The organism is Wolbachia endosymbiont (group B) of Melanostoma mellinum, assembly GCF_947251465.1.
Lineage (GTDB): Bacteria > Pseudomonadota > Alphaproteobacteria > Rickettsiales > Anaplasmataceae > Wolbachia.
This window is the reverse complement of record NZ_OX366366.1, coordinates 1007807-1024336: the sequence shown is the minus strand read 5'-3', so window position 1 is coordinate 1024336 and position 16530 is coordinate 1007807. Positions and strand designations below refer to the sequence as shown.

Sequence of the window (16530 nt, the reverse complement as noted above, 5' to 3'; positions counted from 1 at the left end):
GTTTATCAAAATAGTAAGTATATAGTTTCTATGAGTAGTAAAAACTAATTTTTCTGAAGGGAAACCAGAACTTGATCAGTATTTTTATCTACTAATTCGAGGTAGCCAAATTTGTTAATTTGAGATTTTATTAGTATAGGAATCTTATTGCGATTTAAATAAAATCCCTGTTTTGATTGTTTATTAATCCGCAACCTTACATCCCCATTTTTCCAAGCAAGCATCTTATTTATTCCAGATTTTTCTTTACAATTATCTTCATTTACAAATCCTAAGTATTCATCTTCTGAAGAAGATATTGCAATCTTGCATATTCTATACCCTACCCAATTCCCTAGATATGGATCAGTATCGTCTTTTTCGTGAAGCTTGAACTCTCCTTTGACATATTCCCATGGAGCTTTTGCATCACCTACCTTTTTTAGAAAGAGTACGTCCTGATCAAAGTTTATAATGGTCCTTGTATGAAATGTTGTTAAGCTTGTGTCCCATAATAGTTTTTCTGTGATGCTAAAATGCTCTTTATCCTTTTGCATATTTTGAAATGATACGATTATCACATCTGCTCCAACTTCTCTTCCATAGTTAACATATTGACTAGCACGCCCATGTTTGGCTGTGAATGATGACTTACCTATTAACAGAAAGTCATTAAATAACGCATTATATATAGTCTGTGCACTGTAAGCTGTACCGACGTAAACCGGCTGTTTGTTGGATGAAGGGTACTTTTCTGGTGCAAGATGAGTATACGAGCTCTTTAATAAATAGTGAAAAGTGCAACTGGTAAGCAAGAAGGGCAAACCAATCAATAATAAAACTTCTGTTAATCTCTTTGGCATTTTACTGCTTATATTTTGAATATAGTATCTTATTTTTTTAAATATTTCATTAAAAGCCACACTTCTTGTTAAAATTTCAGAAGAAAAAACGATCTAATTGGAGTAAGAGGCCGGGACCGGAATTGAACCGGTATAAAAGGATTTGCAGTCCTCCGCATAAGCCATTCTGCCACCCAGCCGTTTTTTATGCATAGATATCCATTATATCTTTTAGCATAGATAAAGCATCCTCTCTTTTTCTTTGAAAAGTGTTACGCCCGATAATTGAACCATTACCACCGCCTTGCTTAATTTCTTTCGCTTCATTGCATATGTCATTCACTGATTTCGACTCGCCACCAGAAAAAACTACTATTCTTTTCCCTGCAAAACAAGATCTTTTAACATATTCAATTCTTTTAGATAATGACTCAATATTTTCTGTTTCTATTTTCTCCCTTTCCAAATAGTTAATTGGAAGTTTTACTTTGATTATATTAGCGCCAAGTAAAGCTGCTATGTGCGCAGCATAGGCAATAACATCAACTGCTGTTTCGCCTTCTTTGGAAATTCCTTCACCGCGTGGATAAGACCATAGCACTACGGCAAGGCCGCAAGACTTAGCCTCAGCTATAATTTCGCGAGCTTCTTCAATCATATCGAAGCACTTAGCAGAACCAGGATATATAGTAAACCCAACAGCTACGCAACCCAAACGCAGCGCATCTTTTACAGAAGCAGTTATTGCTTGATCAGAAGTTAAGTTTTTCGAGTGCAAGGAGTTAGCACTATTAAGCTTCAAAATAAGTGGTAGCATTCCAGCATAAGTTGAAGCACCAGCTTCGATCATACCAAGCGGAGCAGCATATGCGCTTACTCCCGAATCAACTGCAAGCTGAAAATGATAATGCGGATCGTAAGCATCAGGATTAACTTCAAAACTTTTTATTGGCCCATGCTCAAATCCTTGATCTACAGGAAGAATTACTAACTTGCCAATTCCACTAAGTTTTCCATGCATAAGAATACGAGCAAGATTTGCTTTTACTCCAGGATTTTCACTTTCGTAATAACTTAGGATTTGTTTTACTTCTTCACTCATTAATATCTTCAAATTTACTTAAAGTGTAGCAAAAACTATAGTTGAAGCAAAGACCTTTTTATACTCTTGCTCCTACACCTATATTTAAAGGTGTAACTTTAGGATCGGTGGTGTGCTGTTGTGGTTTTTCTTGAATTAAATCTTCAAAATACATTTTAACAATAGGAAGAATGAGTGGCATAAGCACTAATTTGTAGTCATACCATGCAAATTTTTCCTTGTAGCTAAATTCTGTGTCTTCTTCATATAAACGCTGAATGCAGTGTTCGCTATATAATTCAGAAGCTTTCGTAAAAGTTCTAAGTAAAGCAATAAGTAATAAATCCAATGCCAAATTAACTATCAGCATTGTTCCATATTGAACAGGCCAGCCATTTTGTGCAATTTCCGATGCTAAACTGCACACAGCAAACGCTACTGCAATACATATCACATAATTATCAGCAGCAATAAGTAAATTAAACCTTCGGTTGAATCTATCCATATTTCCTTCTTGTGAGCCTCTTTGTTTACTTGCTGCATAGATAATACTACAAAAGGATATAATAAATAACCATGGCCAAACTCCGATGCTGAATGCATAAAATTTATAAGCAATATTTTGCACTTTGCCACTGTTAGCAAGTTGTGATAAGCAATATTTGACTTGAGGCGACGGACCAAGTACCACATTTGCTAATATAAAAAATAAACATGCTCTATTCACAGCTTTCTCTCTACGCAATAGAATCTCATTGATTCTCCTTTGTTTTTCCTGCACTTCTCGCTGTAATGTTATAGATATGCCAGCTGCTTTTAAGTCGTTAAGATATTTCTCTAGCTTATCTTTATCTGCACTAAGTTTTTTAAACTTTTCTTCAGCTATTTTTTTCTCTTTCTCTCCTACTACTTTATCAGGGTGACATTTTAATGAAGCTCTTCTAAAGTGCCGCTCAACTAACTTAAGTACATCATCAAACTCCTGGCTTATTACTTCTTCTGCTTTTATTCCCAGCCTTGAAAATAAGTTCTGTAAATCTTGATTACTGTAATATTGATTTCTAGTTAAACTTGCCACTATAGCCTCATTAAAAAATAGTGACTATACTACAAATTTAATACTCAAGCAAGAATTTAAACTATATTAAAAGCAATTTCTTGTTTATCCATATAAATCCTTAATTTCTTTCCTTTGATTAATTGACGATTCAGCATTTCTTCAGCCAAATGACTTTTTATCTCTTTTTCAATCAACCTCTCTATCGGACGTGCTCCCATTTCTTTGCTGTAGCCAGTTTGTGCAAGATAAAACTTTACTTCCTCTTCGACTGAGCAACTTATGCCCTTTTGCATAAGTTGCTTTTTCAATTCTTGAACAAATTTATCCACAATATACAAAATGACATCTAAATTGAGGTCAGAAAAAGAAATGACTGCATCCAAGCGATTACGAAATTCAGGGCTAAAAATCCGTTCTACTGCTTTTTCGCTATCACCAATATTAAAGTCCTTATACCCAAAGCCAATAGAACTTTTGCTACGCTCAAATGCACCTGCATTGGTTGTCATAATTAAAATTGTATTGGAAAAATTAACTTTACGCCCGTAAGTATCTGTAACATAACCATAATCCATGACTTGTAGTAATATATTGTAAATATCACTATGAGCTTTCTCAATTTCATCAAGAAGTACCACACTATATTGATTGTTAGATACAGATTCTGTAAGCAATCCACCTTGGTCGTAACCCACATATCCAGGAGGGGAACCAATCATTCTAGATATTGTGTGAGGTTCCATATACTCGGACATATCAAATCGTATAAGGTTCATACCCATATTCTGTGCTAATTTCTTTGCAAGCTCAGTCTTACCTACGCCAGTTGGTCCTGCAAAAAGATAATTTGCCAAGGGTTTACTGTAACTTCTCAGACCAGATTTAGCAATTTTAATAGAATTAACAAGAGACTCTATCGCTTGCTCTTGACCAAAAATGGCTTTCTTGAGATTTTCTTTCAAAGATTTTACTCTTTGCACATCATCAAGCTCGCAAGGTACGTTTGTAATCCTAGTGATAGTATTCTTAATATCTCTACTGTTTATAATTTTTCGCCTGTTTTTTTGTAACTTACAATATGCCCCTGCTTCATCTATAACATCAACTGCTTTATCAGGTAATATTCGCCCAGTAATATACTTGTGTGAAAGTTCAGCTGCAGATTTAATGGCATGTTTCGTGTAATACACTCCATGATACCTTTCATAGTAATGCTTTATACCATCTAGTATCTTTACTGTATCATTAATAGAAGACTCTTTTACATTAATTTTTTGAAACCTCCTTGCTAATGCTTTATCCTTTTCAAAGCTATTGCTATATTCTCTATATGTAGTTGCACCTATACAACGCAATGCACCTCTTGCAAGTGCAGGTTTGAGCAGATTGCCAGCATCAAGAAAGCTGCCACTTGTTGAACCCGCTCCAATAATAGTGTGTATTTCATCAATGAAAAGAATAGCGCCAGGTTTTGCCTCAATTACTTTTATTATAGATTTTATTCTCTCTTCGAAGTCACCTCTATAGCGTGTTCCTGCAAGAAGTGATCCTAAATCCAAAGCATAAATTATGCTGGATCTCAGTGCACTCGGAACACTACCTTCAATAATTTTCAATACCAAGCCTTCAACTATTGTTGTTTTACCAACACCTGGTTCTCCGACATATAAAGGGTTATTTTTTCTGCGTCTTAGCAAGATTTCTATAGTGCGATTTAATTCATAATCACGACCAATGACATAATCTATTTTTTTGCTTCTTGCATAATCATTTAAATTTCTACAATAATTTTGTAGAACTTCTTCATCTTTTAATAATTCACCTTTATTTGCTACAGTAGAGATATCGTTATTCTTATCAAGTTTTATCTTGCGATTAGTTACATATTCTTCTATATCACCTGAATATTTTATATTGGATATGTTATAAATCAAATTAGAATCCTTTGCATTCTGTTTGCGTAATAGCTCTTCAATGTATAAATCTTGCTCAGACAGAATCTCTAATAGAATACTTGCTCCATTTATTTCTTTTCTTCCCAGACGATGAGCTCGTATCATGGCTTTATGTATTATGCGTTGAAATAGCACATCAGGCTCAACTTTATTGACAGTTAATTCGGAGTTGTCTTGTAAAAAACCTTTTGTATTATTACCACGATCATTCCTTAATATAATATTATCTATATTTATGATTTCACCAGCTCTGATGTTACATCTTGATAAAACATAATTTACATCCACATCTTTGGTTAATGCTAGCAACAAATGTTCCACTTTTGCATATTTAAGCTTACAATTAGAAGCAATCTGTAACGCTCTATTTAAACTTGCCTCTAAATTTTTAGAAATCATCTATTCTCTTTAAAAGTGTAAATTTATATATAATTAGTAGCACACAATTATTAAAAAAACTGAAATCTAGCAGCTCGTTGTAGCCAAATTAAATTAAGCTACAGATTATAGTCCACACAGCCTAACATTATACCGTTGTGATAATCTCAAAACGTTATAAGCAGCAGAATTAAGATTATCAAATTGTAGGTAAATCTAATTTGGGCTAGCTATATATTCTTTCTACCATCCTCCAATCACTTCACTTTGCAGCAAGTTTACTGGAGCTTTTAAAGAATAGAAGAATAGTTAAGTACATTAATACGCTTTTTCTAGTACTCTGCTTTTCTTCTTAAATACATTGATCTTTTTTCTACCGTATTTAGCCTTTAACGTACTTGGCCTTTTAAAGATCTTTTTGCTGTTACGTTTTTGAGATTGCATACTACAATCAAAATTTGGCTCTCCTTCTTTATCTGCTAGTGCAGGCAGTCTTCTCTTATCTTGAGGTGTAACAAAAGATAATGCAAATCCTTCAGCTCCCGCACGTGCAGTTCTACCTATACGATGAACATAATCAGCTTGCGATTGTGGTACATCATAATTGATAACATGTTGAATGTGCGGAATATCAAGGCCGCGAGAAGCAACATCTGTTGCAACCATGATTTGATTGCGGCCACGACGAAAAGAATCAATGACTCTTTCACGCTTGTGCTGCCTTAAATCACCATGAATTGCCAAAGCGCTATAGTCATCTTTGTGCAATTTGTCAGCTAGCTGATCCGCTCCTCGCTTTGTTTTGACAAAAATAATGATCGATCCTTTGCGCTGACATAATTGTGTAACAAGCTTGCCATATTTTTCTGATTCTGATGCATAAACAACTTCTTGTTTAATTTTTACAGAAGTTGTAGCCTGGCAATCAACAGAAACACGCTCTGGTTGATTAAGATATTTTTCAGTAAGTTTTACTATTTCTCCAGGAAGAGTTGCAGAAAACATAAGATTTTGCCTTATTTTAGGCAAATGCTTCATAATTTCTTCAATCTGAATTCCAAAGCCCATATCAAACATACGATCCGTCTCATCAAGCACAAGAATACCAACATTCCGAGTAACTAAAGTTTTACGCTCAATATGGTCTATAATACGACCAGGAGTACCTATTATAATTTGTGGTTTTTTCTGAAGCTGATTTAGCTGCCTAAAAATAGGCTCGCCTCCGATCAACAAAGCAACTCTTAGTAAAGAACTTTGAGATAAGAGTTTTCTTATCTCACTTGTTACCTGATGAGCAAGCTCTCTGGTTGGCACGATGACTAAAGCTGAACCAATGCTTGGCTCATTCATCAATTTAGCAACCAGTGGAATAGCAAACGCTAAGGTTTTTCCAGTTCCCGTTTGAGCAGACCCAAGAATATCTTTGCCCTGAAGAGCTAGAGGAATCGCTTGCACCTGAATCGGGGTTGGAACACAAAGATTATTTTTACTTAGAGCTTGCCTAAGCAAAGTTGGAAGCCCCATTTCATGAAAATTACTCACAATACATTACCCTATTAAAAAGCTTCACGATAGACTAATCTTCCAATCTTAAATTTATTGCAGACTTTTTATTTTCTCCGTTCCTACCACGCTCTTCTTTAAGCTCATAACTTACTCTTTCCCCTTTCATTCCTCCCTTTTTATCCTCTCCTCGAAGTGCATCAGGTCTTATTCCTGAACGTTCTAATGTACTAACATGTAAAAAAACGTCCTCACCTTTACCTTCTGGCTTGATGAAACCATAGCCTTTTTCAACATTAAACCATTTTATATTACCAAATTCCATATGGATAACTCCTAAACTACTAACTAATATTATTAATGTGATGAAAAACTTTGAAATTACGATTTAGAATGCTTTAAGCTTAGTTACTGCAACTAAACTTCTATACTCCATAGTCTATTCTTAACATTACATAGTAATAGTACACAATTATTGTACTTAATGCAACTAAAATTTTTAATCACTAAGTGAACCTGCTACTGTCATTTCGCTAACTTTAATCGTTGGTGAATTAAACTGCCCACAGAAAGTTAGGTCATTTGCAACAACTAAATTGCTAAACATATTTTTCAAATTGTCGGCAACAGTAATCTCGTGTATTGGATACGTTATTTTACCATTTTCTATAAAAAATCCGCATGCACCTTGACTATAATCGCCATTGATTAAATTAACACCAAAACCAAATAAATCAGTTACATATATTCCTTCTTTTACTTCGTCAATTAATTCCTTAAACGATCTATTACCATTTTTGAAATAGAAATTACTAGCTGAAGGAATAATTGCAGCATTACTTGCACGAGTTGCATTTGCGGTCGTTTCCAAGTTTAATTTCCTAGCCGAATATAGATCTAAAATCCAGTTTTGCAGTACTCCATTTTTTACAAATTCATTTCTTCTGCTCATTATTCCTTCCCCGTCAAACGGTCTTGATGTTATACCCCTTGGTAACAATGGGTCATCAATAATGCTAATCTCAGTATTAAAAATTTGATTATTTAAACTATTTCTCAAAAAAGAGCTATTATTTACAATATTGCTACCATTTATGGCAGAAGCAAAGCTCTTTACTAGCTCTTTTGCTGCTCTTTTTTCAAAAACAACCGGAAATTTGCCTGTCCTGATTGTACATGAACCCAATTGATCTATTGCTCTTTTTGCTGCTCCTTTCCCTATTGACTCCGGTGTTTTTAAATCACTGAAGTTGCATGCTACATCGTAATCGTAGCCTATTTTCATTTCACTCTTTTCTCCAGCAACAACAGAAACCTGATTAACAAAAGTTGACTTACTAAATGAACCAACAAAACCAGAAACGGTTGATAATACTGTATTTACTGAAGTATGTGAAGATGAAGCTCCTTCGGAATTAATAATATTTTTATGTGCAAGAGCTGAATTTTCTGTAGCTTCAGTAATTTCTTTTAATTTATCAATTGTTACAACATTATTATCTGAGATATTTAAATCTGCAGAAGAGATATAATTACTGCCATCTACAGCAAAACTAATATAAGGATCTTCCTGGGCATTCTTTGCCATTTCCACCACTTGGCTCACTGCACTACTAAGATTATTCAAATCGTTTGTGGAAATATACGCAGCTTTGTTCTTACCTGCTATAGCTCTAATTCCGACAGTACAGTTTCTAGATTGTGATATTTGTTCAATTTTTGATAGACGCTGAGAAACCGAGGTCTTATTAGTTTCATATATTGTAACTTCTGCGTCTTGATTCTGCTTTTTTATTAGTTTAGTGATATCTGCTGCAATATTTAATATATTCATTTTTCATTCCTTGAGTTTCTATAAAGATTCTGCACCACCTATAACTTCAATCAAATCAGTTGTAATTGCTGCTTGACGAGAACGATTATAAAGTAATGCTAGTTTATTTAGCATTTCTTTTGTATTTCTGTTTGCTGATTCCATAGCAACCATCCTAGCACTGTTTTCACTTGCTGCACTTTCAAGTAAAGCAGAATAAAGAGCAGCTGTAACATAATCTTGAGTCAAAGATTTTAAAATAAACTCAATATTTTGTGGTTCATACTCATAGCTGTAATCTGTTAGAGGACTAACTACAGAATTATCAATTAATAATGAGTCTTTACTCCATGGTTTTATTGTTTCTAATATTGGCTTTTGCATGAAGGTATTATAGAATTTACTGTAAAAAACCTTAACTTTATTGTATTTACTTAGATCTATATCACTAACCAAGGCTTCCACACGCTTTAGTGTGATTCCCTTACTATTTTCAACCTTCAAGATATTTTTAGAATTAAATCTATTTTTGCCTGTCTCAAAAGCTTTCTTACCAAAAAAAACAATTTCTACTTTCTTATCATTTGCAATTAATTTGTTTATATGCTCCTGACTGAATTTAACAACAGAGGAGTTAAAGCTGCCACATAAACCACGATCAGATGCAATAATAAATACTAGGAAAGAATCTTCATTATTGATATTTAGAATTCTTGCTAGTAACTCTTGATCCGCTGATAGCGCTAGTGAAGAAATAATGCTATGCAGCTTAGATATATGCAATTTTGAATTTGATAATTTCTTTTGGCTTTGTAATAATTTTGCTGCAGAAACCATTTGCATTATTTTCGTGGTTTTCTGCACAGACTTAATATTTTTAATTCTTAAGGATAATTCCTTTAAGCTCTTCATTTTGTATATAATTCTAATTTATTAAAATATATAACTGGTAATGTCTAAAAACAAGTTTTTTTGACATTGGAGTCAAACCTAACTAAGAAACTCACAGATTTACTGTTTTGAGATAAAGATTATATTAAAGCAATCTCGATGTAAAAGTATCACACCTTATGGAGTCTTATAATATAAGGTAAATACAATTAAGACTATTACAACTTGAGCACTTATAATCCCATTGCTTTAGCTCTTTATTACAATCAGCACATTTCCAACCTGGATCAGGCACAGCTTCTGAGTCCATCCTGTTTAACCAATAAATTGCTTGATCATACTCTTGCAACATAATCTTGAGCTGTACCATAACAAGGTAGATTGATATGTAATTAGCTTTTTTCATAGCAATATCTAAATGCTGACTTGCAAGATCATATTTCCCCAAGCTAATTGAAGACAAAGCAAGCAAGCAATAACTAAAATAATAATCAGGGCGTAAGTTATATAGTCTTTCAGCGCCTTTATTATTTAACTTGATATACATTCTAGCTGATTGAGGAGTAGGATTTACTCTATACTCTTCCTCTAATACTGTGGAAGCTTTTTTGATTTTTTCAAGCTTGATATATAATTCTGCCTTTAAATAATTGATGGGCTGAAAATTTGCATAATAACTTTGTGCTTTAGCTAAATAATCTATAGCTTTGTAAAAACTTCCTTTACTTTCGTATTGCTTTGCTAAAGCGCAATAAAAAACCGCTAACATCTTTTTACGATCAAAGGGAAGAAAAATATTGAATTTGATAGCTTCCTTTAACTTTGAAATTGCATTTATCCAATCTTCTTGCAATATACAATGCTCTATTTGAAAGGGAATAGACAAAATTTTATCATTAATTGAACTAGAGCAATATTCTATAAATTTTTGAAAGACTAACCTTTCTTGCTTTAGGTGAATAATCAGTTTATTGATCAGAAGTAGAGCTAAGTTGCGATTTTTACTTGCAATACTCGTTAAATTATGGCTGAAAAAGCTGTAATTTCCCGTTTTACCTGAATTAAAGAGCTTTACTAAAGATAATTTACCACTTTCTTCATTTAGATTTTTAATTAGCTTATTGGTGTTCTCTATATTACCTAAGTCTAAGCTAAAGAAAGCTTCAAAGAGAAGCAATTCTTCCCTACTTCTTCTTCTATTTTTTATGTTAGCAAATGTTGATGAAATAGAAGAACAAAAACGTGCAACTGCAATCAATAAAAATAATAAGACTACGCAAGCAAGAATAACGAAATATAGATCAATACTTATAGTGTAATTGCCTAATTCCAATTTTATTACTTCACCACTTACCTTGATCCATATGCCAAATAAAAACGAAAAAGCAAAAATTATAAAATAAATCATGAGATGTATTGTAATAAGTGACGATATATTATTGAAGTATTCTTGAAAGCTACAATAAAATCATTCAATTTATTAAGCCATGGTTTGAATTCTGGGTATGTTAAGTCACTTATTGCGGTGGCTATGCTCTGCCAATCATTATCGCTTATTAATTCTTCAATTTCCGCAAGCTTTAACCTGAGTGGATCACTACGATCATCTATCTTTATCCAATTTGAAATGATTTTTTTAAACAAGTTACTTTTATTGTAGTTAATAACAGTCATGTTCTTCTCAAAAGACAATTTCAACCCGCGTAAAGTATCTACCTCTTTCAAATTTTCCAATTCATTTACTGCATTTTCTATCTCTGGATCGTCAAGCTCTGATATCAAAGGCTTTATTGAATTTATATGATTATCAAACTTGGCTTCTCGCAATAACGAATTCTTCATCTTAATCACAAGTAGCAGCAACTTTGCGAGGTTCTTATGCCTTAAACTACCATCACCTTGCTCACATTGAGTGTGCAGATTTCTCTTTAAGTCAAATATCCTTTTCTCTACCCTAGATTGATTCACTTCAAGCAATACTCTAAGTTCATCCATCTTTTCCGTTAAACCATTTATACTATTTTCACTTTCTTGCTGATTTATTTTGAAAAATATTATGTTATTTATTGCAATATGGCTAACAAATAACAATATAATTAAGAACCAACCTATGCATTTTTTTCGAGTATCATTCATAACGTAATATCTCCGCTGGGTCTTGTGCAGCTGCCTGCAATGCAGGAGGAATTGTTGCTAAAAATGACAAGAACAATGCAAGTGCAGAAATGTTCACTACATCTTGAGAAACTAATATCACTGGCAAACTTGAAAAAAAGTATATCATAGGATCAAATAGCTTGATGTTGGTAATGTTTTCTAAAAACACTCTAATATTTTCAATGTTGAGAGAAAAAATAACTCCTATAACAGAGCCAAGACAAGTTCCTGTAAAACCAATTAACAGCCCACAAGCACAAAATATGCGCATAATGCTTCCACTTGTTGCACCAAACGTACGCATAATTGCAATTGCGGATTTCTTTTCTTGCACTATCATCATCAAACTTGAAACAATATTGAATGCTGCCACAACTATAATCAAAGTAAGAATTAAAAACATCACATTTCTTTCAGTTTTTAAAGCATTAACATAATGGCTTTGCTGAGATTGCCAACTTTCAGCTTTCATTCCTGTTTCTTCTACTATAGCATTTGCTAGCTTATTAGCCGCAGCAATATCGTCTATGAACACTTCTATATTTCTCACACTATCTTTATAATTAAAAAAAGCCTGAGCTGATTTCATGGGCATATACATCAAGGTATTGTCGTACTCAAACATACCCATATCAAATATTGCTACAACTTTATATTCTTTCATTTTTGGTATTTCACCAGACAGTGCGTCAAATCCTTCAGTTGATATAAGCATAATGTTATCACCATAATCAATATTCAAAGCTTCTGCTAATCTTGCCCCTATTATGATACCTTCATCGAATTTTTCCACGTTACCCATAATTACATTATTCTTAACGGTAGTGTTATTAAATAAGTCTTTAGCTGATACACCACGAACTACGCTACCCACAATTCCACCATTTGATGCAACGATCACTTGATCATTGGTCATAGAAGTAGCTTTTAATACACCTGGTATTTTCTCAATAGATTTTAACACTGCGTGGTAATCTGAATTTATGCTTCTATCAAAGTAAACATTAATATGGCCATTAATGCCAAGTACAGAGTCGAGCAGCTTTGCTCTGAACCCATTCATTACAGACATTACTACTATTAGCGTTGCAACTCCAAGAGCAATACCAATAATAGAAAACAAGGCCATTATAGAGCAAAATCTAGAATTCTTTGCTCGCAAATAGCGAATAGCCATAGTAAATTCAAAGGCAATAGACATTATACTAAGATTTAAATATCATACTTTTTATGCTTCATATAACTGTAATTTTTCCTTTACCTCAAATTAGGTTGTCTAAATTTAGCAAGCTTATAGAATATATTCAATATTCTATATTAAGACCTTCCATATATATCGTCCGATCTTACTATATCATTATCAGATAAAAACTTTCCTACCTGAAACTCAACTATCTCAAGAGGAAATCTTGTACTTTTATTCTCAATTTTATGAAACACCTTCCTTGGAATCTCTACTACATGATTTTTTGTTATAGCATATGTTTTGTCATCTAAACTCACACATCCAACCCCTGATAGTATTATATGGTACTCATCTCTATAGTGGTGAAATTGCTTAGAAGTGCAGCTCAGTGGATTTATAAAAAGGTATTTTATAAGAAAATCCTTACCCATTAAAATCACACTATAAAATCCCCATGGCTTAATCTCTTTCCTTGTTGGCTTTGCTTCTTTAACTTTATTAATGAACAACATTAGGCTCTTATTTTGCCGTTTATAAACTCTACCTAATAAAATCTTTTCATCATTTTCTGTCATCAAAACTGGCTCTCTTCCTTTTGTTACATGCTGAAATGAAACTAAATTCTCACTAAATCTCTTACTCAGTTCTAAAACTGAACTCCAAGTACCAATATCCATCCAATCAAAATTAGCTTCTACCATTGCAATATTTTCTGCTTTTTCTATCACTAGGTGATCAATAGATGTATCACCCATTCCTGCACAATTTTGCTGTTCTAAATACAGAAATCTCTCTCGTGGTACAAAATGCTTCATACTTTCACAACATAAATTATAGAGAGTCGGAGCAATTTTTTTTATCTCATCTATATAGCGTTTTGCTCTAAACACAAATATTCCAGAGTTCCAATAATGATCGTTACTTACCTTACGCTCGGGTTTTTCTGTAAAATCTTTTACTATATGACATTTTTCTTTCTGACCATATACTGCATTTATATAGCCGTATTCCGAATTGAATTCATGAGGCTTTATCCCAAAAGTGACTATAGAGTCAGTTTCAGAGGCTAGCTTAGACGCTTTCTCAATAGAAACATAAAAACTATTCAAATCACCTATAAAATGGTCTGAAGGCAGAACTAAGATTGTCTCGTTCCTATCGCAGAGAAGCACAGCAATTAGTATTGCTGCCGCTGTCCCAATTTTAACTGGTTCAAAAACTACTTTACATTCCTGTAATGCATGTAATTCCTGCATCAATAATGACTCATATTGTATATTTGTGGTAATGATGGGTGGCATATAATCGCCTTTTAGCCTCAACAAAGTGTTGTGAAACATAGTATTCTGACTAAATATTTTCTGAAATTGCTTTGGCTTAGATAGAGGCCAAAGTCTGCTGCCACTACCACCACACAGTATTACAGGGCGCATTTAATTAAGATATTAATTATTTGATTAATATCTTATACTAACGGCAAAATGCATGCAAGTTTTTATTGTGAGATGATTAAAGTAAAAAGTAATTTAAAGTGATGGTTGACTACGAGCGTGATGGAGTCCCTACATTTCGTGATGAGTCTTGTCTTCTTTCTATCTCTCTATCAATATGAGGAGTGTTGCTTTTTTGATTAACGGCTGCAGCTACTTTTTCATCAGTTTTGTTTTGCAACTTTTCCTTTAAGCTTTCTCCAACAACTAGTTCTCTAGATTTATCTATACTTTCACTATTTTTGCTCAACCCCTTCTCTAAGTTTTTTTCAATATCTGATTTTCTAGCGTTAAGCTCTTTCCATGTACCCGCTATGCTAAGTGGCTTATGATCCTTCTGCTTCGGCTTTGGCCTTTCCCCATTTGTAACAACATTAAAGTCGCTTTTTACTTCTTTCCAACATTCTTTCAATTGGTGTTTCCACATAGTAAGATAAGCATCACCATACTTTTTCTCATTTGCTACAAACAATAAAATTGGAGCCTTAAGTATGGTAGCTCCCATATTCACTAAATTTTTTACTGCCATTGCAGGGGTGAACAAAAGATAGCCAAAAGACTTTGCAATTGGGTTTTGTTCGCTTATTAAATACTCCCCTAACTTTATAGGAAGAGAGGTCAACAATTTAGTACAAACTTTAGCCAAGCTTGTAGCAAAAACGATAGAAACAGATATAAGACTTTTATCTAGCTCTAGATTACCATCCTGATCTCTAATTTCTGAAAAATGGGTGCTTAGCTTCTTGTAATCACTAGCGTATAGTAATTTTCCATTTCTTCCTTTTTCATCTCTATCTTTCTCATCAACTTCTCCCGTGTCATCATTGATGAAGCAACCTTTTTTAGCAAGAAAAGAAGAATTAGTTAATCTAAGTAACTTAGTATCAACCTCAAAGACCGGCAAGTGTTTTTCAAGATCTATTTTTGAAAACTTAAATGGCTTATAAAATTTACTATAATCATTAACCTCACGCCTACCTTTACTAACTAAAAAGTCAATAGTAAAGTAAGATTTTTTATCAATTTCCTTAACCAAGGCTAGATCAAATTTGTATTCATTATATATAAGCTGGTACTCTGGATTTCCGTCTTTATCTTTTACAAGCTTGTCATTTTTTTTTACAACTCTCCCAGAATCTACAATCTGATCATAATTTTTTGGATATTGACACTTTCGTCCATCCTCATATATCATTACCTTTCTAAGGTCTTTGACATAAACTTGAGACTCAGATGAACTAAATAGATCCTTCACCTTTAGCGTAAGGTCTATTCCCCGCTTTTTCAATGTCTCTAACATATTGCTAAACCAAAATCGCTATAGTTCAATAATAAAACTAGTACACTAATAATATATTAACATAGAACTGGCAACTTTACAAGAAAATATGCCTATAAAAGAAAAAAGTCGTAAAAGCAAGGACTATATAAGTAATGCTTGATAAGTATTTCATGCATGTAATTGTAAAAATCCTTAGAGGTACTCTGTCTATATAATCTTCACACACTACCTGCATTCCAAGAACTGCATGCCAAAAAATGCAAAACACCAGTATAACAAAAAACAAAAGCTCTAGTGGATGATTAATAGCCTGAAATAATTTTTCATTAAAAGATAAAGGGCTATCAACATAAAATGTGCAAGAAAATGAGTAAATAAACCAAGGAAATAAAAATAACAAAATCACCGCAGAAACACGCTGGATCCACCAATGATGTACTGAATTTACAGATTGACTCATATAAATATAAATAAAAAAGCCATAGTAGAAAGAAATAGCATTATTGTTAGTAATATAGCACTTTTTAAAACACTAGCAATTTGTAAATTAAGCCCAGCATCCCACAATAAATGACGAATACCATTAAGAAAATGATACATAAAGCTTACAAAGCATAAGATATAAGCTAATTTAGCAACAGGAGTGAACAATAATGCATTTAAGCACCTTACTATAATTAACTTAGGGGAGTAAACATATAATATAAAATACCAAGAAAGTATGATTAATAAAAGAAATAGCAAGATACCAGTCAATCTATGCATAATAGAAAAAAAACTAGTAACTTGTACTTTATATATTTGTAAATGTGGGGAAAGAGGCCTGTTACTCATAAAATTTCGTTATCGAGAAATTAAAAAATAAAGTAGAAGTAAAGACAGCAGTATAGTACATAATGACACTATTATT

General features: G+C 33.2%; 15 protein-coding genes and 1 tRNA gene. All 16 read right to left on the bottom strand.

Annotated features, from left to right (window positions below):
* Window positions 1-44: 44 nt before the first annotated feature.
* Window positions 45-842 carry a hypothetical protein gene (locus OPR42_RS04835; protein ID WP_006015735.1) on the bottom strand — a complete coding sequence of 266 codons (798 nt, stop codon included), beginning with the start codon at window positions 840-842 and terminating at the stop codon, window positions 45-47.
* A gap of 107 nt (window positions 843-949) precedes the next feature.
* Window positions 950-1021, bottom strand: a tRNA-Cys gene (locus OPR42_RS04830).
* Between the two features lie 5 nt (window positions 1022-1026).
* On the bottom strand, window positions 1027-1923 hold the full coding sequence (locus tag OPR42_RS04825; RefSeq protein WP_265042002.1) for a class I fructose-bisphosphate aldolase: 897 nt from the start codon (window positions 1921-1923) through the stop codon (window positions 1027-1029).
* A 58-nt stretch (window positions 1924-1981) separates the two neighbouring features.
* Window positions 1982-2980, bottom strand: a complete 999-nt coding sequence (locus OPR42_RS04820) for a molecular chaperone DnaJ (RefSeq protein ID WP_265042000.1) — start codon at window positions 2978-2980, stop codon at window positions 1982-1984.
* A gap of 56 nt (window positions 2981-3036) precedes the next feature.
* Window positions 3037-5316, bottom strand: coding sequence for an AAA family ATPase (locus tag OPR42_RS04815; protein ID WP_265041998.1), 2280 nt, complete (start codon window positions 5314-5316; stop codon window positions 3037-3039).
* 297 nt (window positions 5317-5613) lie between these two features.
* Entirely contained in the window at window positions 5614-6840 is a 1227-nt protein-coding gene (locus OPR42_RS04810; RefSeq protein ID WP_010404320.1) for a DEAD/DEAH box helicase, read from the bottom strand.
* 34 nt (window positions 6841-6874) lie between these two features.
* Window positions 6875-7126: a cold-shock protein gene (locus OPR42_RS04805; RefSeq protein ID WP_064085705.1), complete on the bottom strand. Its 252-nt coding sequence runs from the start codon at window positions 7124-7126 to the stop codon at window positions 6875-6877.
* 174 nt (window positions 7127-7300) lie between these two features.
* The gene (locus tag OPR42_RS04800) at window positions 7301-8635 is read right to left on the bottom strand and encodes a TldD/PmbA family protein (RefSeq protein WP_139686619.1); all 1335 of its coding nucleotides are present in this window, start codon (window positions 8633-8635) and stop codon (window positions 7301-7303) included.
* Between the two features lie 18 nt (window positions 8636-8653).
* Complete coding sequence (gene atpG, locus OPR42_RS04795) at window positions 8654-9526, bottom strand: ATP synthase F1 subunit gamma (protein ID WP_264686923.1); 873 nt, start codon at window positions 9524-9526, stop codon at window positions 8654-8656.
* Window positions 9527-9692: 166 nt separating this feature from the next.
* Complete coding sequence (locus OPR42_RS04790; RefSeq protein ID WP_265041994.1) at window positions 9693-10913, bottom strand: tetratricopeptide repeat protein; 1221 nt, start codon at window positions 10911-10913, stop codon at window positions 9693-9695.
* A complete protein-coding gene (locus OPR42_RS04785; protein ID WP_226079284.1) occupies window positions 10910-11641 on the bottom strand; it encodes a hypothetical protein in 732 nt (243 codons plus the stop codon). The genes OPR42_RS04790 and OPR42_RS04785 overlap by 4 nt, the downstream gene beginning before the upstream one ends.
* Window positions 11634-12863 (bottom strand): lipoprotein-releasing ABC transporter permease subunit, encoded by a 1230-nt coding sequence (locus OPR42_RS04780; RefSeq protein ID WP_264375965.1) that lies wholly within the window; start codon window positions 12861-12863, stop codon window positions 11634-11636. The genes OPR42_RS04785 and OPR42_RS04780 overlap by 8 nt, the downstream gene beginning before the upstream one ends.
* A gap of 116 nt (window positions 12864-12979) precedes the next feature.
* Window positions 12980-14281, bottom strand: a complete 1302-nt coding sequence (locus OPR42_RS04775) for a sugar phosphate nucleotidyltransferase (protein ID WP_265041991.1) — start codon at window positions 14279-14281, stop codon at window positions 12980-12982.
* A gap of 109 nt (window positions 14282-14390) precedes the next feature.
* The gene (locus tag OPR42_RS04770; protein WP_265041989.1) at window positions 14391-15638 is read right to left on the bottom strand and encodes a hypothetical protein; all 1248 of its coding nucleotides are present in this window, start codon (window positions 15636-15638) and stop codon (window positions 14391-14393) included.
* 76 nt (window positions 15639-15714) lie between these two features.
* Window positions 15715-16080 (bottom strand): succinate dehydrogenase, hydrophobic membrane anchor protein, encoded by a 366-nt coding sequence (sdhD, locus tag OPR42_RS04765; protein WP_064085698.1) that lies wholly within the window; start codon window positions 16078-16080, stop codon window positions 15715-15717.
* A complete protein-coding gene (gene sdhC / locus OPR42_RS04760; RefSeq protein WP_265041988.1) occupies window positions 16077-16454 on the bottom strand; it encodes a succinate dehydrogenase, cytochrome b556 subunit in 378 nt (125 codons plus the stop codon). Before sdhC ends, sdhD begins: the two co-directional genes overlap by 4 nt.
* Between the last annotated feature and the right edge of the window lie 76 nt (window positions 16455-16530).